This is a genomic window from Lacrimispora sphenoides (genome assembly GCF_900105215.1).
Taxonomy (GTDB): Bacteria; Bacillota; Clostridia; order Lachnospirales; family Lachnospiraceae; genus Lacrimispora; species Lacrimispora sphenoides_A.
Genome location: NZ_FOIP01000001.1, coordinates 1,310,824 through 1,332,660, shown reverse-complemented (window position 1 = coordinate 1,332,660; position 21,837 = coordinate 1,310,824). Strand labels below are relative to the sequence as shown.

Genomic DNA, 21,837 nt, shown 5'->3' with positions numbered 1-21,837 from the left:
GTCTAAGAATGATAAAAGAGAGATTTTCAGGGAAATTAAAAGAGTTGCTAAGCTCCGATGACTGGATAATTCTGCAGCAGGAATATGAACCGGAAGAAAATTTGAAATTTGAAAGTTTATTCAGTTTATCTAATGGGTATCTGGGAATCAGGGGAAGTTATGAAGAAGGCGGAAAAATTACCCTCCCCTATTTATATATGAATGGTGTATTTGATAAATCAGAAACCTTTATGAGGGAGCTTGCTGCACTTCCCAATTGGCTTGGAATAAAGCTTTATATTGAAAAAGAGCTGGTTGGAATAGAAAACTGCCAGATTCTTAAGTTTTCCAGAGCCCTTGATATGAAACAGGCCCTTCTTGCAAAAAGTTATATATTGAGGGATAAAAAGGGAAGAGAAACCCTGGTGGAAGGAATCCGGTTTGTGAGCCGTGCCAATGTACATCGCATGGGAATCAAATTGTATGTCACACCGTTAAATTACAGCGGTATCATAGAAGTGGAAAATATCATTGACGGTACGATTATTAACTTCCATGATGCCCCCCGCTTTAAAGTAAAACATACATATATGACAGCAAATGAGGCGCTGGATAAAGACGGTATTTATATGGAAGTGGCGACCAGGGATAATCACCTTCATGTAGGATCCGGATGCCGGATCGAAGCCTATAAAAATGGCAAGGGAATTCTGAAAAACCGGATGTTTCACGCCTTTGGGGAACAAGGGGTGGAGTTTGGTGATTTTGATGCCATGGAAGGGGAAACAGTAGAAATCATAAAATATGTATCCATGTATACAGAACGTGATGCAGCCAGATATGCACTTCATGGGTCGGTAAAAGATGAAATAGATGGATTTTTGGAAACAGGTTTTGAAGAAGAGCTGGCAGCCCATAGGGCGGTTTATGAGGAGATGTGGAAAGCTGCGGATATCCGTATTGCAGGTGACTTTGAGCTGGATCGGGCAGTCCGTTTCAATATTTTTCATTTAATGAGCACGGGCAATGAGAGAGATGCCAGAGTCAATGTGGGCGCGAAGCTCCTTTCCGGCGAAGAATATGGCGGCCATGCCTTTTGGGATACGGAAATTTTCATGCTTCCCTTTTTTGCATACGTTTTCCCTAAAACGGCAAGAAATCTGGAATCTTACCGGTATCATCTGCTGGATGCAGCAAGGGAAAATGCCAGGAAAAACGGCTATAAAGGAGCACAATATCCATGGGAATCTGCGGATGACGGCACAGAGCAGTGCCCTGACTGGACCATTGAGCCGGATGGTTCCTGTTACCGCTGTTATGTAGCCGTTTATGAGCATCACGTGACGGCGGCAGTTGCTTATGGCATTTATAATTATGTGAAAATAACCAGAGACATAGATTTTTTACTGAACCAGGGAGTGGAGATTTTAACAGAAACAGCAAGGTTTTGGGCCAGCCGGTGTGAATATGTCGCAGAAAAGGACCGCTATGAGATTAACCAGGTAACCGGCCCTGATGAATGGCATGAACCGGTAAATAACAATCTCTATACCAATTATCTGGCGAAATGGAATCTACGCTATGTGATTGCCTTAATTGATACCCTTAAGAAAGAGCATGCCAAAGAATATGATACGATAATCCGGAAAACAGGGTTAACGGACGGAGAAATCAAAAATTGGGAGATCGTCCAGGAAAAGATGTACCTTCCGAGAAAAGAAGGCACGAGCCTTTTAGAGCAGTTTGAAGGTTACTTTAAGCTGGATGATGTGGTAATTGAAAAATACGACGAAAATGACTGGCCGATTCGTCCGGAAGCCTTAAAGACCAAGAAGGTAAGACAGACACAGATTATTAAGCAGGCGGATGTGGTCATGCTTCTTCACTTATTGGGAGAAGAATTTTCGGAAGATGAGATAGGTCAAAATTACGAGTATTATGAAAAACGTACCCTTCACGGATCTTCTTTAAGCCCAAGCATTTACTCTGTTATGGGATTAAAGGTAGGAGACGATTCCAAGGCGTACCGGTATTTAAAAAGAGCCGCTTTCCTAGATTTGCTGAACTTACAGAAAAACACGAGGGAAGGGATTCACGCTGCCAATACCGGAGGCGTATGGCAGACCGTAGTATTTGGATTTGCCGGGGTTTCCATTGGGGAAGACGGTATGCTGACTGTTTGTCCTCACATGCCAAAGGAATGGGAGGGGCTGGACTTTAGCCTCCACTATCTGAATTCCTGGTTAAAGATCACCATCAGCAGGGATAACAGCGTCTTAGTGAAGGTACTGGACGGGGAAGCCCTTAATGTAAAGGTGAATGGGCAGATCATAAAGGCATCCAGGGAATAGAGAGGACATGTACATGAAAAAAAGGCTTGCAATCGGGGGGCTTATCTTAGTAACCATCATATGGGGCGGCGGCTTTGTTGCCAGCGACATGGCTCTGGAGAGTATGAGACCATTTCAGATTATGGCGGTCCGTTTTCTATTAGGCACTATTTTAATGGGGCTGATCAGCATACGTTCCTTAAAAGGAATCACAAAATCAGAAGTAAAGGCAGGGGGGCTCATGGGTCTCGCCCTCTTTGCCGGATTTGCATTTCAGATTGTGGGGCTTCAATACACCACACCCTCTAAAAATGCTTTTTTAACAGCTTTAAATGTGGTGATTGTTCCGTTTATTTCATTTCTGATCTTAAGAAAGAAGATAGGAGCAAGAGGGATAGCCGGGGCACTGATGTCCATAGCAGGTGTGGCCCTTCTGTCATTAGACCGAAATTTTTCCTTAGGCCTTGGGGATGGGCTGACTCTTATTTGCGCTGTTGGGTTTGCATTTCAAATATTTCTTACAAGTGAATTTGTAAAGAAATACCGTGCGACTGTATTGAACTTTATTCAGATGATAACTGCATTCTTTTTATCTTTCATCTGCTTAATGGCTTTTGGAGAGACACAGTTTCACGTGACTGGGAAAGGAATATTAAGTGTTCTTTATTTAGGAGTGATCAGCACAACGGTATGCTACCTGCTTCAGACAGCAAGCCAGAAATATGTAGATGAAACAAAAGCGGCTATTATTCTGTCCCTGGAATCCGTATTTGGAACACTGTTTTCTATTCTGATTCTTGGGGAAATTGTCACCCCCCGCATGTTGGCGGGCAGCTTGATCATCTTAGGAGCAGTTGTAATATCAAACCTTTCAGAAGCCGGGCAGGTAGAATAGGAGGAATTCCTTATGAAATATAAGGCAGTTATTTTTGATTTGGATGGGGTGATCTGTCATACGGACAGATACCATTATCAGGCATGGAAGCAGGTCGCAGATGAACTTGGCGTTTATTTTGATGAAGTAATCAATAACCGGTTGCGGGGAATAAGCCGCATGGAAAGTCTTGAGATCATTTTGGAGAATTATCACGGGAACTTAAACCAGGAAGAAAAGACGTTTCTGGCAGAAAAGAAAAATGAAATCTATAAGGAATTATTGAAGCATATGAGCCCGAAGGATCTTTCCGGGGAAGTAAAGACAACACTGGATGCCCTCCGCTTAAAAGGGCTGAAGCTTGGCATTGGCTCTTCCAGTAAGAATGCAGGATTCATCTTAGAGCGTCTTGGCCTTTTTGGGTATTTTGATGCTATTTCTGACGGAAATAATATTACTAATTCCAAACCTGACCCAGAAGTGTTTCTAAAAGCAGCCAGGTTCCTTTCGGAGGACCCGAAAGGCTGCCTTGTGGTAGAAGATGCCAAAGCCGGATTAGAGGCTGCCAAAGCTGGGAATATGGACTGTGGGGCAATTGGAGATGGGATATCATGCAATATTGCAACCTATCAATTAAACACATTCTCCGATCTGCTAAAAATCGTAGAACCTTGATGGATCACAAGGCCGGGCCGTAACAAATTTGGTATTGTGACAGACATATGATGATAGTTGCGGCACAAAATCAGATATGATAAAATGAGGACAATATAAGAAGCGAGGAAGGAAAAAATAGTGGCAACAATTAAAGAAATAGCTGAAATGGCAGGTGTTTCTGCTGCGACCGTATCTCGTGTCCTTAATTTTGATGACACGTTAAATGTACAGGACGAGACGAAACAAAGGGTGTTTGAGGCCGCAGAACGATTAGAATATCAGATGCGGGACAAGAAGAAGTATAAAAAGAAATTAAAGCTTGGCATGATATCATCCTATTCCCTGGAAGAGGAATTAGAAGATACCTTTTATCTATCTGTACGCATTGCAATAGAGAGGAAATTAGAAGAGGAAGGGTTTAAAAAGTTTCCGGTCAATTTAGGAGATTCTGTGGAAAGCACATCGAATCTGGACGGGTTGATCTGCCTTGGGACCTTTAGTGAATCCATGGTAAACAAGGTGAAATCCTTTCATAAGCCGGCTGTTTTTGTGGATGCATTGGGTGATTTGGATTTGTTTGATTCCGTGGTAACAGATTTAAGACACTCTGTAAAGAAGGTGCTCAGTTATTTTTTACAGGAAGGCCACAAAAAGATCGCATTTATTGGAGGCCGTGATGTGGATGTGGATGGGAAAGAAGTGGTGGATTTAAGGGTTCCTATTTATCGTTCTTTCATGGAAGAGAGAGGGATTTTAAATGAGGAATATATTAAGATAGGCGGCTATACGCCCAAGCATGGATATAGGCTCGGAAAGGAGCTTTTGGCTATGGAAGAAAGGCCAAGCGCTATCTTTACAGCAAACGATTCTTTAGCCGTTGGTTGTTATAAAGCCATACAGGAGGCAGGGCTTTGTATTCCGGAGGATATCAGCGTGATTGGATTTAATGATATCTCCATTGCTAAATATTTGATTCCTCCTCTTACGACCGTTCATATTTATATGGATTTTATGGGCTCTCAGGCAGTAAGTATACTGGCGGAACGGATATATTCCGGACGTGAGATCAGTATGCATATTTCCTTACCTACAAAATTGATGGTTCGGGGAAGTGTCAGTAAATGGAAAGGTTAGAATTAAGGGCTGCCTGCTCTTTTAAAGATGCTGTTTCTTCGCGTTTGTGCGAGAGGAACAGCATTTTTTTGGATTTTATAAATCTGCTTGACAAGTATCTGATTTTAAATTAACCTTTAAGTGTCCGATATCGGATACATTATGATAGAGGAGATTCTGGAATGAATGAACAGATCAAAAAGCAACAAGGAATTTTAAACCAACAGGAAAAGGAACTTACAGCCATCTATCACAGTGCTGCTATAAAATACGGAATTTCTGACAGTGAACTTTGGGTATGGTATGCCCTTCTTGTTTGGGGAGGTGAGTATTCCCAGCAAGACATCTGTGATATATGGTCTTTGCCGAAACAGACTGTTAACTCCGTAATCACAAATTTAACAAAAAAAGGCTATGTATTTCTGGAGACAGTTCCTGGAACACGCAACCGGAAAATCATCCGTCTTACCGAAGCAGGAAAAGCGTTTGGTGAAAACAGGGTACTGCATATATATGAAGCAGAAACGAGAGCCATCGGAAAGATGCCGGAGCAGGAGCTTAAGACATTCATCGCATTGATGGGGAAGTATATTACCCTTTTGCGTGAAGAAATAAATAAAGAGTAATGAAACCAAGCAGAAAGGAGAATTATGAATCGAGAACCCCAAAAGAGGATCCTGACAATCCCCAATATGCTTTCCGCTTTACGCATATGCATGATACCGCTTCTTGTCTGGCTATACTACGTAAAACAGGATTATTTAAGGACAGGAGGCCTTTTGATCCTGTCTGGCCTGACAGATGTTGTGGATGGTTTTATTGCAAGACGTTTTCAAATGATCAGCAATTTGGGTAAGGTATTGGACCCGATTGCTGATAAGCTGACCCAGGGGGCGATGCTCTTTTGCCTTGTCACCCGCTTCCCCTTTATGATGGCACCGCTTGTTCTTCTGATTCTGAAAGAGATATTTGCAGGAATCACAGGCTTTTTGGTGATACGGAACACGGGGCAGGTTTTTGGGGCAAATTGGCATGGAAAAGCAGCAACGATTCTGCTTTATGCCATGATGATTCTTCATGTGATATGGAATGACATTCCCAGGATATTATCGGATATGCTTATTGCAATTTGCATCCTTATGATGTTTGTTTCTCTTGTTCTTTACGGAATCCGCAATATAGTGGCATTGAAGAATACAAACAAAACTTAGCAAAGAAAGGAGAAGAATCATGCATAATGACAGAATCAATCTGCTTGTGACCTTTGATAAAAACTATATAAAACCGTTTCAAACCATGTTAATGTCTCTGCTTACTAATAATCCTCGGGAAACCGTACATGTATGGCTGCTGCATAGCGCGATCCCCCAGGAGGAGCTTCAAGCTCTGGAAGAGTACTGCAGCCTGCGCTGTGTACCATTAACTCCACTGCAGGTAGACCGTGCAATCTTTCAGAATGCCCCCATTTCAAAAAGGTACCCCCAGGAGATGTATTACCGCTTGCTGGCTCCCCATCTTCTTCCTGAGTCCTTGGAAAAGGTTCTTTATCTTGATCCGGATATCCTTGTGATTAATCCCCTTCGCCCATTGTGGGATGTGGAACTTAAAGGGTGTGCCTTTGCAGCCGCGTCCCATACCGGAATTACGGAGATAATGAATGATATCAATCGTGTAAGGCTGGGTACCGAGCATGACTATTACAATACCGGTGTTGTGTTGATGGATTTAGAAAAGGCCAGGGAGCTTGTCAAGACAGATGCTATTTTTAAGTGTGTCAGCGAACACGAATCGGATCTTCTGCTCCCGGATCAGGATGTTTTTAATTTCCTTTATGGACAGCAGACCATGCAGGTGGACGATGCCATATGGAACTATGATGCCAGGTATTACTCTAATTACCTCATAAGAAGCGGTGGCATTATTAATCTGGAATGGGTAATGCAGAAGACGGCGGTTCTTCATTTCTGCGGAAAGAGAAAACCCTGGGCAGCATCCTATTCCCATCGTTTTGGGGCTCTGTATAAGCATTATATGCAGGCTGCCGCCAGATAGCAGTTAGAAACAGCAGGTGTGATTGTGCGGCATAATACCAGCGAATACAACAGCAAAACGGCATAGTCAAAACTGACTATGCCGTATGATGTACGAACACTTCTTTCGCTTATTCTTCTATGACCTGAATTTCCAGAAAATCAAAATCAATGTGCTCTATAAAATTATCCTGGGTAAACCGGGCCTTGGAATGTCTTTGAAATTCATGGACGGTAGCATCAAGCCACATAGGTTTTCCAAGATCGAACTGGAGGCAGATATCGTCAAGCGCCTGAAAGACCATAGTAGTTCTGGAAAGGCTGTAGTCGGAGATGCAGATGACGGTGTCTTTCATGATCCTGGTGTCTTTCATTAATTTTGCCCACATGCGAAACATAAACGAATTTTCCTTTCTAAAATGAGGGGATGCCATCAGTTGCTTTTATAATGCAACGATTATAGCATTATTGCACAGAAAAAGGCAAGAAGGAAAATGGCGGACATTGTAAAACAATGAAAAATATGATAGAATCTTTGTAGGAAAAACCGAAGGAGGAAGACTTAAGATGGCGCAACCCATAACAGATCAGGTTGGTTTTCTTGGAGAGGCCTGCAGGGCCATTCAGGAGCTATCTGCAAGCAGGAGTTTATTGGAAGAGTTCCGGCTGGAGGAGAAACGTCTCGAGAAGGAACTGGATGCAGAAAGGAAGGCTGTGACAGATGCCATCAGCCTTACGGTGAAGAAACGGATCGAGGAAATAAACGACACCTATGACGAGGAAATAGCAAGGGAACAGGACCGCTTAAAACGGGTGAGGGGGAAGCGGGAGAAGGCAAAAACCCAGGGAGTCAGGGAACGGATCGAAGAGGAGACGGCAGAGCTTAAGGCAAACAACCGGGAGTTAATGCTGCAGATGAAGTCAGTTTTCCAGCAGGACCGGGTTCCTGGCCTTTGTAAAAGCGGCTGGTATTATGCTCTGTATCTTCCCAGGGGATTTACTGAGTTCCTTGTGCTACTTTTTAATATTTTCTTGTTTTTTCTTGCAATCCCCTGCGGGATCTATCTGTTGCTTCCGGAGAAATCTCCTTTTTATCTCATGGGGATTTACTTTGCGGCCATCTTGTTTTTTGGGGGCCTTTACATCCTCATCAATAATCTTACCAAGGTGAGGCATCAGAGTGCATTAAGAAAAGGAAGGTCCATCAGAGACCTTATTAAGTCCAACAAACGAAAGATCAAGGTTATCGTCCATTCTATAAAAAGAGACCGTGATGAAGCTGTATACAATCTGGAGAAATACGATGACGAGATCACCCGGATCGATCAGGACTTATCCAATATTGCCGATAAGAAGCGGGAAGCCTTAAATACCTTCGATAAGGTGACAAAGACCATCCTGTCCGATGAGATCTCCGGCAACAGCAGGGATAAGATTGCAAAGCTTGAGGAAGAATATGAAGCGGCAGCAGCGAATGCCAATGAGGCGGAAATCAGGGTAAAAGAGCAGACCCTGTTTATCAATGATAACTATGCGTCCTATATTGGAAAAGAATTTATGGTTCCGGAAAGGCTTGACGAACTGGCAGATATGATCCGGATGGGCAGGGCTTCCTCCATCAGTGAAGCAAAAACTCTTTATAAGAGTCTTAAAGAATAAAATCAAGGTGCAGGAAGAAAGGGTTTGTTTGCCTTTTTCCTGCACCTTTTTTAATATAATTACCTTCATGAAGGCAATTTCCCAATGATATTTCCTGTCCCTTTAAATGAATAATTCCATAAATGGCGGCTTATAATAGAACAGAGAAAATATGGACAGCAAGGCAGGATATTATGAAATTATGGGAAAGAATTGCGATCCGCGGAAACCGGGACGTTTTTTATTATGATACAAAGCAGGTATTCCAGGCAGAGGAGTTTGCTTCCAGGCTTTACGACATGATACGTATGGAGCAGGAAAACGGAAAGGTGGCGGGAGTGCTGTTTTTGTGCATTGGAACCGACCGCTCTACGGGAGACAGTCTTGGACCGCTCATCGGCTACAAGATGAAAGAAAAAGAGCTGGAATATTTAGAAATTCTGGGGACACTGGAACGTCCGGTCCATGCCATGAATCTGGAGACTTACCAGACCATTTTAAAGCTTCGCTATCCGAATCACGTGGTGGTGGCAGTGGATGCTTCTGTCGGAAGTATGGAGCATATCGGCTATGTAACACTGGGAAAAGGAGCGTTAAAGCCAGGCCTTGGTGTCAGTAAGGAGCTTCGGGCCGTAGGAGATATTTTTATTACCGGGATCGTAGGGAGCTGCGGTAATTATGACCCTCTGATGCTGCAGAGCATCCGGCTTTCCGTTGTTATGCGCATGGCTGACTGCATCAGCTATAGTATTTATCTTGTCGAAAAGTTATGGGAAAACACTGCCCTGCTTTGACACGATTTTCACCCGTTTCATGCTATGATTCATTGGATTAAAAAGAATAGCGAGGTGAGCCAATGGGTGAATTATATAATCCGTTCCCGAAGCTGCCGAAGAATATAAGGCAGATCGGGGAAAGGGATCAGATTGTAAAATTGTATATGGAAGATTATGTAAATACGTATTTGAAACGTCTGTATCCTGCGGGTGGACAAGAACTCCGGGTTGGTCTTCTGTTAGGCGGCATGGAATTCAATGACGGAACGCCATATATCTTCATTGACGGAGCTTTGGAAATGGAGGATGTGACGGAGGCCGGAGGCCGGGTGGTGTTTTCGGAGCTGTCCTGGAAAAGGGCCTATCGGAATATGGAGCAGCTTTTTCCAAAGCGGTCCATCCAAGGCTGGTTTTTGTGCGGCAGGCCGGGAGATGATTTAAGTCCCATCAATTATTGGAAACAGCATATTCAGTATTTTGGGGGACCCAACAGGCTGATGTATTTAAGCAATGGAGCTGATGGAGACGAAACAGTTTACATAACTTCAGAGGATGGATTTTACAAGCTTAAAGGATACAGCATTTATTATGAGCGAAATCAGATGATGCAGGACTATATGGTACTGCGAAAGGATGTAAAACGTATCGAAACCGATACAAATGATAAGGTAATCGAAGAATTCCGCAAGCGGATGGACGAGCATAAGGTGGAAGTTACGGACCGGCATCAGACGGTAGGGCTTCTCCGGGGCATGTGTATGGCCATGTCAATCGTCATATTAGCTGGCGGAATTGTTATGTTTAACAACTATGAACGGATGCGGAGTATGGAAAGTGTGATCGCATCGGCCATTCCGGCCAAGGCGGAACAGATTTTGATTGGGAAAAAGGGCACGGAAAAAGGAGGTAACGGCGAATCCAAGGTAATTGTGGAAGAGGCAGAAGGAGGCGTTTATCCTACCACTGCAGTAAGTAAGGAGACCATGTCTGAAACTATGCCGGAACAATCCCAGGCGGAGACCATGGCGGAGAGCAAAGCAGCAGAAACGATGCCCCAGGAGACTCCGGCGGCGACACAGGCGCCAACTCAGGCAGCGACTCAGCCAGCTGTCCAGGAAACAGAGGCGGCTGCAGAGGCCACTCCGAGGGTTCATGTGGTACAGGAGGGAGAAACTCTTTACGGTATCTGTATAGCCGAATACCATACGGTAAATAAATTAAAAGAAATCTGTGAGCTTAACGGTCTGGATGATGAAAATAAGATTGTAGCCGGCCAGAAATTACTTCTTCCATAGAAAAATATAATGCGTTTCTTTCTGAAATGATGTATACTACCAGTATATATGGGCATTTTTGGGAGAAAAGAGCATGATTGACAGGAACTCTATGAATAGAGAGATTAAAAAAAACCAGCTTCGGCGGCAGATTGTTTCATCTTCTCCTCAGGAGAGCACAGACAGCCAGGAGATCATAAAAAAAGCCCTCACCAGGGTGAAAAAGAGAAGGATCAGAATCGCTCTGGTGCTGTTTTTGGTGTTTATAGCAGGAGCCATAGGCGTTTATGGGTATTTTACCCATTATCAGTACACACAGTATGGCGTAGCCTGGAGTAAAGATATGAATGAGGGAAGCTATGTGGGATATCTTAGCTTTGGTTCCAATGTATTAAAATACAGCAAGGATGGAGCCTCCTATCTGGATTCCCAGGGGAAAGAAGTCTGGATACAAAGCTATGAAATGAAATCTCCCATGGCATGCGTAAACGGGAATTATGCGGCTATTGCGGACCAGCAGGGAAATTCCATTTATATCTTTGATAAATCAGGTAATACTGGTATAGCGACTACGGTGCTTCCTGTCGTGAAGGCAACGGTGTCCTCTTACGGAGTGGTGGCCGCGATCCTGGAGGACTCCACATCAAATTATATTTATTTCTTTAAGCGGGATGGAAGCGCCCTTGATGTAAAGATCAAGGCACTTTTAGGAGGGGATTCCGGTTATCCAGTGGATATCAGCTTGTCCCCTGACGGCACCCAGTTGATCGGTGCATATGCATATTTGAAAAACGGAACGTTAAACGGCAGGGTTGCTTTTCACAATTTTGCGGAAATCGGCAAAAGCGTACCTGACAGACTGGTGGGCGGTTTTGATGAGCCTTATGATTCTTCCCTTGTTGCCCAGGTCCAGTTCCTTGACGATACATACTCCTGTGCCTTTGCTGACAACAGCGTATCTTTTTACTCCACTAAGAATGAGCTTTCTCCGGAACTGATCCGGCAGGTAGCCGTGGAAGAGGAGATAAGGAGCGTGTTTTATTCGGAAAAATATGTTGGGCTTATTGTAAACAACCCGGAAGGAGAAAATCCCTACCGGCTGGATGTGTACAAGCCCAATGGGAATCTTGTATTTTCCAAAGGTTTCCAATATCAGTACACCCATGCGGATATTGACGGGGACCATGTAATTTTGTATAATGAAGATTCTTGCAGAGTCTATAACATGTCCGGAAGGCTTAAGTTTGCCGGGACATTTGATTTTCCGATATCTAAGATTAGAAACGGCAGGTTCCCCAATACTCTGATCGTAACCGGCACCCAAAACATGAAAGAAATAAGATTACAAATAGGAGGACAATACCAATGAGCAACATCGATACCATGTCAGTCAATGCAATCCGTGTCCTATCAGCGGATGCCATCCAAAAAGCCAATTCCGGACATCCGGGACTTCCCTTAGGCTGCGCATCAGCAGCGTACGAATTATGGGCAAACCATATGAACCACAATCCAGCAGATCCAGACTGGGCCAACAGAGACCGCTTTATCTTATCCGGAGGCCATGGTTCCATGCTTTTGTATTCCCTGCTCCATTTATTTGGCTATGGGAATTTATCAAAAGAGGATGTGATGAATTTCCGCCAGCATGGCTCCAAGACTCCAGGACATCCGGAGTATGGTCATACCGTAGGCGTGGAGGCTACCACAGGTCCTTTGGGTGCAGGTATGGGTATGGCAGTTGGTATGGCCATTGCCGAGAAACATCTGTCATCCGTATTCAACAAAGAGAATTATCCGGTTGTTGACCATTATACCTATGTACTGGGCGGAGATGGATGCATGATGGAAGGTATTTCCTCTGAGGTATTTTCTCTGGCTGGTACCCTTGGCCTTGGAAAATTAATCGTTCTTTATGACTCCAACCAGATCTCCATTGAAGGAAGCACTGACATCGCTTTCACTGAGGATGTGAAAAAGCGCATGGAAGCCTTCCATTTCCAGACCATTACCGTTGAGGATGGTAACGATTTGGAAGCCATTGGACGAGCCATTGAAGATGCGAAAGAAGATACCGAACACCCCTCCTTTATTACGATTAAAACCCAGATCGGCTATGGCTGTCCTGCGAAACAGGGGAAAGCCAGTGCTCACGGAGAGCCTCTGGGAGCAGACAATGTGACAGCCCTGAAGGAAAACTTAGGCTGGCCTTCCATGGATCCATTCTATGTTCCTGAAGAAGTGTACAGCCATTATCAGAAGATCGCAGAGGATAAGGCAGAAACAGAAGCGGCATGGAATGTAATGTTTGCTGCATATTGCCAGGAGTATCCTGATATGGAAGAACTTTGGAATGCATACCATGACCCGGATGCAGGAGAAAAAGCCATTGAAAAATGCGAAGACTTCTGGAAACGGTCTGAAAAGGCAGATGCAACCAGGAATTTATCCGGACAGGTTTTAAACCGTTTAAAGACCTATATGCCAAACTTAATCGGCGGTTCTGCGGATCTGGCTCCTTCCAATAAAACCAACATGTCCGATATGGGTGATTTTTCAAAGGATAACGGCGGAGGCCGCAACCTGCATTTTGGCGTAAGAGAGCTTGGTATGACAGCCATCGGAAATGGAATGATGCTTCACGGAGGTCTTCGCACCTATATAGCAACCTTTTTCGTGTTCAGCGATTATACAAAGCCAATGGCACGTTTATCCTCGTTAATGGGCGTTCCGCTGACCTTTATATTTACCCATGACAGCATCGGCGTTGGAGAGGATGGACCAACCCATGAGCCGATTGAACAGCTTGCCATGTTAAGGGCAATGCCTAATTTCCATGTGTTCCGTCCCTGTGATGAGACAGAGACAGCAGCAGCCTGGTATTCTGCACTGACCTCTAAAAAAACCCCTACTGCCCTTGTTCTTACAAGGCAGAACTTAACACCTATGCCTGGAAGCAGCAAGGAAGCCTTAAAAGGAGGCTATGTGATCGATGACTGTGAAGGTACACCTGAGATCATTCTGATTGCAAGCGGTTCTGAGGTGGAGCTGGCAGTCAATGCGAAGAAGCTTCTTACCGACAAAAAGGTACGTGTAGTTTCCATGCCTTGTATGGATCTGTATGAGGAACAGACTGAGGAGTATAAGGAGTCTGTCCTTCCAAAGGCAGTCCGCAAGCGCGTGGCAGTAGAAGCATTAAGTGATTTCGGCTGGGGCAAATATGTAGGCCTTGACGGAACGTATGTGACCATGAAAGGCTTCGGCGCCAGCGGCCCCGCAAATCTTTTATTTGAACATTTCGGATTTACAGCAGAAAACGTGGCAGAGGCTGCAAGGTCCATCTAGCTCCACTGCGGACTTACGGTACAAAAGGCAAAAAAGGAGTGTAAATAAAATGGGAATGAAATGTGTCGGTGTAGATGTAGGCGGTACATCTGTAAAAATCGGAATATTTGAAATAACAGGAGAGCTCATCCATAAGTGGGAAGTCCCCACCAGACAAGAAGAAGGCGGAAAACATATCCTTAGCGACACCGCCGCTTCCATACTGAAAACCCTTAAAGAGCTGAATGTTCCCCTAGAAGAAGTAAAAGGAGCAGGTATGGGAGTCCCAGGCCCAGTCATGCCCAGCGGGTATGTAGAAGTCTGTGTAAACCTGGGCTGGCGTGACATGTATCCAGAAAAAGAATTAAGTGAGATGCTTCACGGCATCCCAGTAAAAAGCGGCAATGATGCCAATGTTGCAGCACTTGGAGAGATGTGGCAGGGAGGCGGAAAAGGCTATGATGATATCGTTATGGTCACCCTGGGCACCGGAGTAGGCGGCGGCGTAATCATTGACCAGAAGATTGTTGCCGGAAAGCATGGTCTGGCCGGAGAGATCGGACATGTCCATATCCGTGACGATGAAACAGAAAGCTGTAATTGCGGAGGCGTAGGCTGTGTGGAGCAGATAGCCAGCGCAACAGGCATAGCAAGAGAAGCCAGAAGAAAAATGGCCGCAAAAGATACCCCATCCGTTCTCAGGACATATGGAGACAACGTAACGGCAAAGGATGTGCTGGATGCTGCCAAGGAAGGGGACGCACTGGCCTGTGAGGTCATGGAAGTAGTAGGCCATTACCTTGGCCTTGCCCTGGCCCAGATTTCCATGGTAACAGACCCAGAGGTCTTTGTTATTGGGGGCGGCGTTTCAAAAGCCGGATCCTTCTTAATTGATATCCTATATAAACATTTTGACAAGTACTCACCTATTTCCAAAAATAAGAGCGGAATCGTCCTGGCGAAGCTGGGAAATGATGCAGGAATATATGGAGCAGCAAGGCTGATCCTTGATTAAGAGTGAAAAGGCGGATTCGAAAGAATCCGCCCTTTTTTATATACTAATACAAAATTACTGGCAAAGCGCCTTAGCAACCTCCGCCGCCTTATTAAAATCCTCTTCTTCCGGATTCCAAAGGCACTTGGCTTCCGTTTCCACCACCGAGAAGCCGGCATCAGTCAGCCGTTCCCGAAGGACCTTTGTTCCCTCTCCGCTCCAGCCATAGCAACCGAACACCGCCGCCTTTTTGCCCTTATACTTCAGTTCCTTCAGGAAATCAAGCCATCCTCCCACAGAAGAAAGAATGCTGCCTCCTACGGTTGGGGAACCAAGGGCAATTGCTTTTGATTTAAATACCTCTGTCATAATATCATTTTTATTTACCTTGGAAATATTATAAATCTTCACCCTGGTATCCGGCGAAATCCGTGCAATTTCGGCACTGATCTTGTGGGCCAGCTGTTTTGTTCCATCCCACATCGTATCGTAAACAATGGTGATTTGATCCTCCTGATAATTCTGTGACCATTCATAATATTTTTCCACGATCTGCAAAGGATTCTCCCTCCAGATGGAACCGTGGCTGGTGGCAATCATATCGATGGGAAGGTTAAGCCCCTGAATTTCCTCAATTTTCTTTTTCACAAGAGGAGAAAACGGAGTTAAAATATTGGCATAATATTTGATAGCCTCCTCCCAAAGCCTGCACTGGTCAGCCTTATCATTAAATAATTCCTCCACAGCAAAATGCTGTCCAAAAGCGTCATTGGAAAAGAGGATATTATCCCCTGTCAGGTAAGTAGCCATGCTGTCAGGCCAGTGGAGCATTTTCATTTCCACAAAGACCAGCTTCTTCCCATTTCCGATATCAATGGAATCCCCTGTCTTCACCACCTGATAATTCCATTCCGGATGGTGATACTGGCCGGTAAGAGATTTCACCCCGTTTGCTGTACAATAAATAGGTGTGCCCGGTATTTTCTCCATCAATGCAGGAAGGGAACCGCTGTGATCCACTTCCCCGTGGTTGGCAACAATAAAATCAATTTCCTTTAAAGCAATCTCTTTTTCCAGATTATCTATAAATTCCGTGGAATGCGGCTTCCATACCGTGTCGATGAGTACTGTCTTTTCTTCCCTGATTAAATAGGCGTTCTGGCTTGAGCCATGATTAATGGAATAATCCGCTCCGTGAAAGGATTCCAGCTCCCAATCCATGATTCCTACCCAATAAACATTATTTTTCACAAGTTTTTTCATGATCAATTTCCTCCTTCATACTTTGGAAACAGCAGTGAGTTTTCAGTAAATATATGAATATACACATCATTAATCAGTTCCTGCAGCTTTTGAAATGCCATGCGGTAAGAGGCACAACCATCTTCCGGCGCAGTAAAATCATTGGTGCAGGCTGTGATTTCTTTTATCAGGTTTCCGGCTGCTTCATGTTCAGCCTCTAAATCCTTCACATATCCGGAGCGCATGTCACCTGCAAAGCTTTTTTTCATATAAGGGAAAATAAGCTTTTCTTCCTTTGCGAAATGCTCCTGGAGTTCCTTTCTCAAGTCTGAAAAAAGCCCGTGTAAGGGAACAAGCTGTGCTTGATGGTGTTCGTAATGAGCCAGCAAGACCTTATTGATCAGCTCATCAATATCTGCCAGCAGGATTCTTTCTTTCGAATGATGAGTGTTAATAATATAATCAATCAGGTCTGGAACTTCCATTTCCATCAGCCGTTCCACGGCCAGCACTTGTCCTTTGTTTGATCGTTTAGGTTGATTCACAATTTTTTTATTCAGCAGTTCGATAAAGCTCTTTGATTCGATTCCCAGCTTCTGTATGGCCTCTTCCAAGTCTTCCTTTCCGCCGCAGCAATAATCAATATGAAAGTCATTAAAGATCTCAACTGCTTCCGGATAGGCCTTAACAACATCGGCCACTTTCATTTTACCTGTAATCATATTCTCCTCCTCTTTTCTGAATTCTATGTTATTCAGAAACGTTTGTTTTTGTTTGTAAGGCCAGTATATCTGGAAAAGAGAATAAAAAATGTGATTTAAATCATTATTTTAAAACTATTTATTTTTTAAGTTTCATTATCAAAAATATCTCTTAAAATATCTTTATTTCTGACGTGGATCTTACGATTCCCTTCTAACTCAATAGCGCCTTCTTTGCGAAGTTCTCCAAGCTTTCTGCTTATGGTTTCTCTTCTGACATTAATATAAGCGGATATATCGTCTCTGGTCAATTCAATTGTTTCTTCCTTAATCCGGCTGCTTCTGAATAAAAGAAAGCCAGCGACGCGGGCCTTGGCATCGTTGACGGACAATAGCTGCACCAGCTCATTTGCCGCTGACAGCTTCTGTCCTACCACGTTTAATAGTTTGACTCCGATTTCAGGTTTTTTTAATATCAGTTCCTGGATATCCGTCAAGGAGATAAGACATACTCCGCATTCTCCCAGGGCAATGGCATTTGCTTCAAAGGCTTTTCCGCCGAATATGTTCTGCTCTCCATAGATATCGCCTTCTGCCAGTATATCAAGAACGTATTCTTTTCCTTCCAGGGAATAGCGGCTGACCTTAACCTTTCCGTAACGGATGACCAGTATTTTATCTGCCGGATCATACTCATGAAAAACCGTTTCCCCTCTTTTGAAATCCAGATGCCGGGCCCTTGATACCAGTTCCTTCTGCTCCTCAATAGAAAGGGGCTCAAAAAGAGGGATTTTTGAAGTGCACAATTTATTACAGCAACTACACTTAAGTTCCATGCCATTCTCCTTTCGGGTATTTGACTATTATATGGATAATTATATTATAATAAACAAAGAGAGTATGGCAAGAGGGATGGCGCTTTTATCTATGAAATATGGTACCGGATGGTCCTGAAAAACGGCTGTTCCGGGGTGGTGAGCCGGTAATTGCCGGGCAGCAGATGCATCACATCAGGAATATCCTGTGCTTCCAGAGCAATGGCACAAGAGGCGGAGGAGGGCGCACCGCCGCACAAAGCCATTCCAGCGGGCAAAAATCCCCCTGAATACAAAACCAGGGCGGGTGCATCCGTCATTACTTTCAGGGTTCGTCCGGTCCTCCTATCCCGCAGGATGCCGGCCTTATGAATCTCTGCAGGTCGTTTTGCAGACCGCAGCGGACGGAACGACTGATTTCTGTTAAGGATGTAGGCATTATTGTATCCCCTTCCAATGGAAAGCTGCTCCTTGCAGACAGGGCTTTTAACAGAACGGATTAGGGATAGAAGCTGCCTGGGAGAACGGAAGTCAAAAACGGAATCTGGGGCAGGAATGACATCGGCCGGCAAATGGTCCTTATTATTTATGCACACGTTATTTGCAAATATCTGGACCTCCTGTTCCAGACCGGAGACAGAAAAATCACCGGATAGATTCCAGTAGGTGTGGTTGGACATGTTGATATAGGTAGGAGCGTCCGTCACCGCGGTGTATTCTATGGTAAGCCAGTTGGTGTCTTCCAGGGTATATTTTACTTGATAGATCCTGTTGCCCGGATACCCATCCAGGCCGTCTGGCTGGACTGCAGACAGCAGGATAGAGGCCGATTCCAGACCGGAAGTCACAGAAGTTACCTGCCAGAGTTGGACTGATAAGTTATTTATCCCTCCGTGGAGTTGGTTCTTCCCGTCATTTTTTGAAAGCCTGCATATTTGCGGTCCTACAGGAAGTAAGGCTTCCCCAATTCTTCCGGCATTTGGCCCAAGGGTGGCTCCTGCATAGCAGATACAGCTTTCATATGGTTCCATATTCTCAAAGCCCAGGGTGATTGGCTGTTCCCTGCCGCTTTCGTCTCTTATGGCAATCTGTAGAATGGCCGCTCCAAGCGCCGTTACGGATACCGTCATGCCCAGGCTGGTGCTCATATCATAAACCGTATAAGCGGTTCCCGCCTGATTCCATAATTCTCTGGTTTTGATTTTCATACAGATGTCCTCCATTAAAACCAGTATAAGGATTTGTCCATGAAAGGGAAAGGGCAAAAAAATAGAAGAGCAATTTTTCAAAATGACAGAGCAAGAGAAAGCAATGGGATCCAGATAATTAACGGTCTGGAAGAACAGGTGCGGAAAGAGAGCCCAGGTGCAATTTGTGGTAAAAAAGAGGATTGATGGCAAAATTTTGAACGGAAGCAAGACGTTTCATCATATAGGAAGGAGGGACCGTGATAAATGAGAGCAATTTTTCGCAATGATAGAGCAAACCTACATAATGATGAATTTTGTTTCAATGATATAATGAACTTATTAAAACAGAAAGCTGGAATAAAAAAGAGGAGGTAAGACATGGGGAGCGTATTGGAATTCCAGAATATATCCAAATATTTTCCCGGAGTAAAGGCGTTGGACCAGGTATCCTTTCAGGCGCATTCCGGGGAGGTTCTGGCATTTTTAGGGGAAAACGGGGCAGGCAAGTCCACCCTGTTAAAGGTGCTCAATGGGGATTACCAGCCTACCGGGGGAAAATATCTCCTTGATGGATTTGAGAAGCATTTTCAGTCTCCTCATGAGGCCATTGAGGAAGGAATTTCTGTCATATATCAGGAGCGGCAGATTCTATTGGAATTATCCGTGGCGGAGAATATTTATCTGGGGAGAATGCCTGCGAGCAGGCTGGGATTCATCGATATCCGTAAGGCAAATGAGATGACTGCAAAAATAATAGAGGATTTTGGACTTCCCATCAGTCCAACCACTAAGGTAAAGGATTTAAGTATCGCCTATCAGCAGATGGTGGAGATTATGAAGGCCTATTCCAGAGAAAATCTAAAGGTGATCTGCTTTGACGAGCCTACGGCCTCCCTGTCGGATTCGGAGATCGAATCTTTATTTAGGATCATTGGGAAGTTAAAGGAAGAGGAAAAGATCATTATCTATGTATCTCACCGTATGGACGAGCTTCGGAGGATTACGGATAAGGTGGCAATTTTTAAAGACGGACGTTACGTGGCCACGGTGGAGACAGGAGCGGTTCCGGAAGCAGAACTGATCCGAATGATGGTGGGCCGTGACCTGGGGGATATTTACAGAAGCTTAGACAGGAACAAGGTGATTGGAGATGTACTTCTGGAGGTGAAAAACTTATCCTCGGACTATGTAAAAGAAAATTCCTTTGTACTGCGAAAAGGAGAGGTGTTAGGTTTTTCCGGTCTTGTAGGGGCGGGAAGGACGGAACTTATGAGGGCCATCATTGGAGCTGACGAGGTAAAGGGCGGTGAGATCTATCTGGAAGGAAAGAAAATACGCAACCGCTCTCCTCATGAAGCCATGGAGCATGGGATTGTTCTGGTGCCGGAGGACCGGAAGCTTCAGGGGATTCTTTCAAATTTGAGCGTCAGCGATAATATGAACATTGCCATGCTGGATACCAATTCCAACAGGCTGGGGTTTGTAAACGGAGAGAAGGAAGAGGAGCTGGCACAAAAGGGAATCCAGGATTTTAAGATCAAGACTCCGTCTCCTGACAAAAAGATCGTGGAGCTTTCCGGCGGAAACCAGCAGAAATGTATTGTGGCCCGCTGGATCAGCACGAATCCAAAGGTGCTCATCCTGGATGAGCCGACCAAGGGAATTGACGTAGGCGCCAAATCAGAGTTTTATCATATGATCTGTAAATTTGCCAAGGAAGGACTGGGGATTATTCTGATATCCTCCGAGCTTCCTGAGGTCATCGGTCTGTCGGACCGGATCATTGTTATGAAATCACTGAGAATCACAGGAGAAATAGCGGCGGAGGAAGCGACCGAAAGCAAGCTTCTGAGCCTGGGTATGATTGGGGAGGTACAGGAATAATGGGAACAAATAAGAAAAGCAGAATCAAAATAGATGGTGACAAGATCGTACTGCTTGCGGCAATCGTGGTGGTATTTGGGCTTTTTACCTCTCTGAATAAGAACTTTCTTTCGGTTACGAACTTAATCAATATTCTGGTGGCGGCTTCCCTTGTAGGGCTGGTGGCTGTGGGCCATACATATTTAATCATTGCAGGTCAGAATGACTTGTCTCCTGGCTCTGTAGCTGCGTTTTCCGGCGTTATGGCGGCTCTTTTAGTAGGCAAGGGCGTTCCTTTCGGGGTTGCGCTGATTCTTACCATCGGCTGCGGGATCCTCATCGGATTTTTCAATTCCTTTATGGTGAACCGGATTCATCTGGAGGCCTTTATTGCAACCCTGGTGACCCAGTCCATTATCAGAGGCTTTGCCTATATCATATGCGGCGGAAAGCCGGTTTCCATCAGCAACAGGACCTTTCTTATCCTGGGAAAAGCAAGGATCTTAAACATTCCCCTTTCCGTATGGATCATGGTGATCTGTATCATAATCTTTGGCATCATACTTTCCAAAACGAAATTCGGAAGAAGCGTATATGCCATCGGCGGCAGCATGGAAGCTGCCAGACTTGCAGGATTAAATCCCAAAAGGATCATTACCACCTGTTATGTGATGATGGGAATCCTCTGTTCCATCGGCGGAATCATCTTCGCGGCCCGTATGAATTCCGGTCAGCCTGCGGCTAATGTGAACCTGGAATTTGATGCAATTACGGCGGTTATTCTGGGCGGAGTATCTTTCATCGGCGGAGTTGGAAATATGGGAGGAACCATTCTTGGAATCATACTGATCCAGTCCTTTAACACAGGTCTTACTATGGTAAATGTCCCCAGCTTCTGGCAGTTTGTGGCAAAGGGAGGGCTTCTCTTATTCGCCCTGGCAACAGACTATTTAAGAAAACAGAAAAGAGAGCGTGATTTACTGGCAGCATCCATGAAGAATTTATAACGTTCCAAAGGAAACCGTCAGGTTTTCTGA

At 44.6% G+C, this 21,837-nt stretch carries 20 protein-coding genes; 15 read left to right on the top strand and 5 right to left on the bottom strand.

The window, feature by feature from the left end; all coding sequences use genetic code 11:
• Nucleotides 1-8 precede the first annotated feature (8 nt).
• The 7 genes from BMW45_RS06110 to BMW45_RS06080 all read left to right on the top strand — a co-directional run bounded on the left by BMW45_RS06110 (nucleotide 9) and on the right by BMW45_RS06080 (nucleotide 7,005).
• A complete protein-coding gene (locus tag BMW45_RS06110) occupies nucleotides 9-2,330 on the top strand; it encodes a glycoside hydrolase family 65 protein (protein ID WP_092241383.1) in 2,322 nt (773 codons plus the stop codon).
• A 13-nt stretch (nucleotides 2,331-2,343) separates the two neighbouring features.
• Nucleotides 2,344-3,204 (top strand): DMT family transporter, encoded by an 861-nt coding sequence (locus BMW45_RS06105; protein WP_092241381.1) that lies wholly within the window; start codon nucleotides 2,344-2,346, stop codon nucleotides 3,202-3,204.
• Between the two features lie 12 nt (nucleotides 3,205-3,216).
• The gene (gene pgmB, locus BMW45_RS06100; protein ID WP_092241379.1) at nucleotides 3,217-3,858 is read left to right on the top strand and encodes a beta-phosphoglucomutase; all 642 of its coding nucleotides are present in this window, start codon (nucleotides 3,217-3,219) and stop codon (nucleotides 3,856-3,858) included.
• A gap of 120 nt (nucleotides 3,859-3,978) precedes the next feature.
• A complete protein-coding gene (locus tag BMW45_RS06095; protein WP_025230735.1) occupies nucleotides 3,979-4,974 on the top strand; it encodes a LacI family DNA-binding transcriptional regulator in 996 nt (331 codons plus the stop codon).
• 161 nt (nucleotides 4,975-5,135) lie between these two features.
• The gene (locus BMW45_RS06090; RefSeq protein ID WP_025230736.1) at nucleotides 5,136-5,579 is read left to right on the top strand and encodes a MarR family winged helix-turn-helix transcriptional regulator; all 444 of its coding nucleotides are present in this window, start codon (nucleotides 5,136-5,138) and stop codon (nucleotides 5,577-5,579) included.
• A 24-nt stretch (nucleotides 5,580-5,603) separates the two neighbouring features.
• A complete protein-coding gene (locus tag BMW45_RS06085) occupies nucleotides 5,604-6,164 on the top strand; it encodes a CDP-alcohol phosphatidyltransferase family protein (protein ID WP_092241377.1) in 561 nt (186 codons plus the stop codon).
• Between the two features lie 19 nt (nucleotides 6,165-6,183).
• Nucleotides 6,184-7,005 carry a glycosyltransferase family 8 protein gene (locus tag BMW45_RS06080; protein ID WP_025230738.1) on the top strand — a complete coding sequence of 274 codons (822 nt, stop codon included), beginning with the start codon at nucleotides 6,184-6,186 and terminating at the stop codon, nucleotides 7,003-7,005.
• A 109-nt stretch (nucleotides 7,006-7,114) separates the two neighbouring features.
• On the opposite strand, the gene BMW45_RS06075 is transcribed toward BMW45_RS06080, so the two are convergent.
• Nucleotides 7,115-7,381 (bottom strand): hypothetical protein, encoded by a 267-nt coding sequence (locus BMW45_RS06075; RefSeq protein ID WP_025230739.1) that lies wholly within the window; start codon nucleotides 7,379-7,381, stop codon nucleotides 7,115-7,117.
• A 169-nt stretch (nucleotides 7,382-7,550) separates the two neighbouring features.
• Here BMW45_RS06075 and BMW45_RS06070 point away from each other — a divergent pair, with 169 nt between their 5' ends.
• From BMW45_RS06070 to BMW45_RS06045, 6 genes are all read left to right on the top strand, one after another.
• Nucleotides 7,551-8,642: a hypothetical protein gene (locus tag BMW45_RS06070; RefSeq protein WP_092241375.1), complete on the top strand. Its 1,092-nt coding sequence runs from the start codon at nucleotides 7,551-7,553 to the stop codon at nucleotides 8,640-8,642.
• 173 nt (nucleotides 8,643-8,815) lie between these two features.
• Nucleotides 8,816-9,415: a spore protease YyaC gene (yyaC, locus tag BMW45_RS06065; protein WP_092246226.1), complete on the top strand. Its 600-nt coding sequence runs from the start codon at nucleotides 8,816-8,818 to the stop codon at nucleotides 9,413-9,415.
• A 62-nt stretch (nucleotides 9,416-9,477) separates the two neighbouring features.
• Nucleotides 9,478-10,692, top strand: a complete 1,215-nt coding sequence (locus BMW45_RS06060) for a LysM peptidoglycan-binding domain-containing protein (protein ID WP_092241373.1) — start codon at nucleotides 9,478-9,480, stop codon at nucleotides 10,690-10,692.
• A gap of 73 nt (nucleotides 10,693-10,765) precedes the next feature.
• On the top strand, nucleotides 10,766-12,040 hold the full coding sequence (locus BMW45_RS06055; RefSeq protein ID WP_092241371.1) for a DUF5711 family protein: 1,275 nt from the start codon (nucleotides 10,766-10,768) through the stop codon (nucleotides 12,038-12,040).
• Nucleotides 12,037-14,016 carry a transketolase gene (gene tkt / locus BMW45_RS06050; protein ID WP_092241369.1) on the top strand — a complete coding sequence of 660 codons (1,980 nt, stop codon included), beginning with the start codon at nucleotides 12,037-12,039 and terminating at the stop codon, nucleotides 14,014-14,016. Before BMW45_RS06055 ends, tkt begins: the two co-directional genes overlap by 4 nt.
• Before the next feature lie 49 nt (nucleotides 14,017-14,065).
• A complete protein-coding gene (locus BMW45_RS06045; RefSeq protein WP_025230745.1) occupies nucleotides 14,066-15,010 on the top strand; it encodes an ROK family glucokinase in 945 nt (314 codons plus the stop codon).
• Nucleotides 15,011-15,064: 54 nt separating this feature from the next.
• On the opposite strand, the gene BMW45_RS06040 is transcribed toward BMW45_RS06045, so the two are convergent.
• From BMW45_RS06040 to BMW45_RS06025, 4 genes are all read right to left on the bottom strand, one after another.
• The gene (locus BMW45_RS06040; RefSeq protein ID WP_092241367.1) at nucleotides 15,065-16,252 is read right to left on the bottom strand and encodes an oxygen-binding di-iron domain-containing protein; all 1,188 of its coding nucleotides are present in this window, start codon (nucleotides 16,250-16,252) and stop codon (nucleotides 15,065-15,067) included.
• Nucleotides 16,253-16,254: 2 nt separating this feature from the next.
• Nucleotides 16,255-16,953 carry a DUF542 domain-containing protein gene (locus BMW45_RS06035; protein ID WP_092241365.1) on the bottom strand — a complete coding sequence of 233 codons (699 nt, stop codon included), beginning with the start codon at nucleotides 16,951-16,953 and terminating at the stop codon, nucleotides 16,255-16,257.
• A gap of 125 nt (nucleotides 16,954-17,078) precedes the next feature.
• Nucleotides 17,079-17,768 carry a Crp/Fnr family transcriptional regulator gene (locus BMW45_RS06030; RefSeq protein ID WP_092241363.1) on the bottom strand — a complete coding sequence of 230 codons (690 nt, stop codon included), beginning with the start codon at nucleotides 17,766-17,768 and terminating at the stop codon, nucleotides 17,079-17,081.
• 89 nt (nucleotides 17,769-17,857) lie between these two features.
• A complete protein-coding gene (locus tag BMW45_RS06025; RefSeq protein ID WP_092241361.1) occupies nucleotides 17,858-18,955 on the bottom strand; it encodes an aldose epimerase family protein in 1,098 nt (365 codons plus the stop codon).
• A 360-nt stretch (nucleotides 18,956-19,315) separates the two neighbouring features.
• Here BMW45_RS06025 and BMW45_RS06020 point away from each other — a divergent pair, with 360 nt between their 5' ends.
• Both BMW45_RS06020 and BMW45_RS06015 read left to right on the top strand, forming a co-directional pair.
• On the top strand, nucleotides 19,316-20,821 hold the full coding sequence (locus tag BMW45_RS06020) for a sugar ABC transporter ATP-binding protein (RefSeq protein WP_092241359.1): 1,506 nt from the start codon (nucleotides 19,316-19,318) through the stop codon (nucleotides 20,819-20,821).
• Entirely contained in the window at nucleotides 20,821-21,807 is a 987-nt protein-coding gene (locus tag BMW45_RS06015) for an ABC transporter permease (protein ID WP_092241357.1), read from the top strand. Before BMW45_RS06020 ends, BMW45_RS06015 begins: the two co-directional genes overlap by 1 nt.
• Nucleotides 21,808-21,837 lie beyond the last annotated feature (30 nt).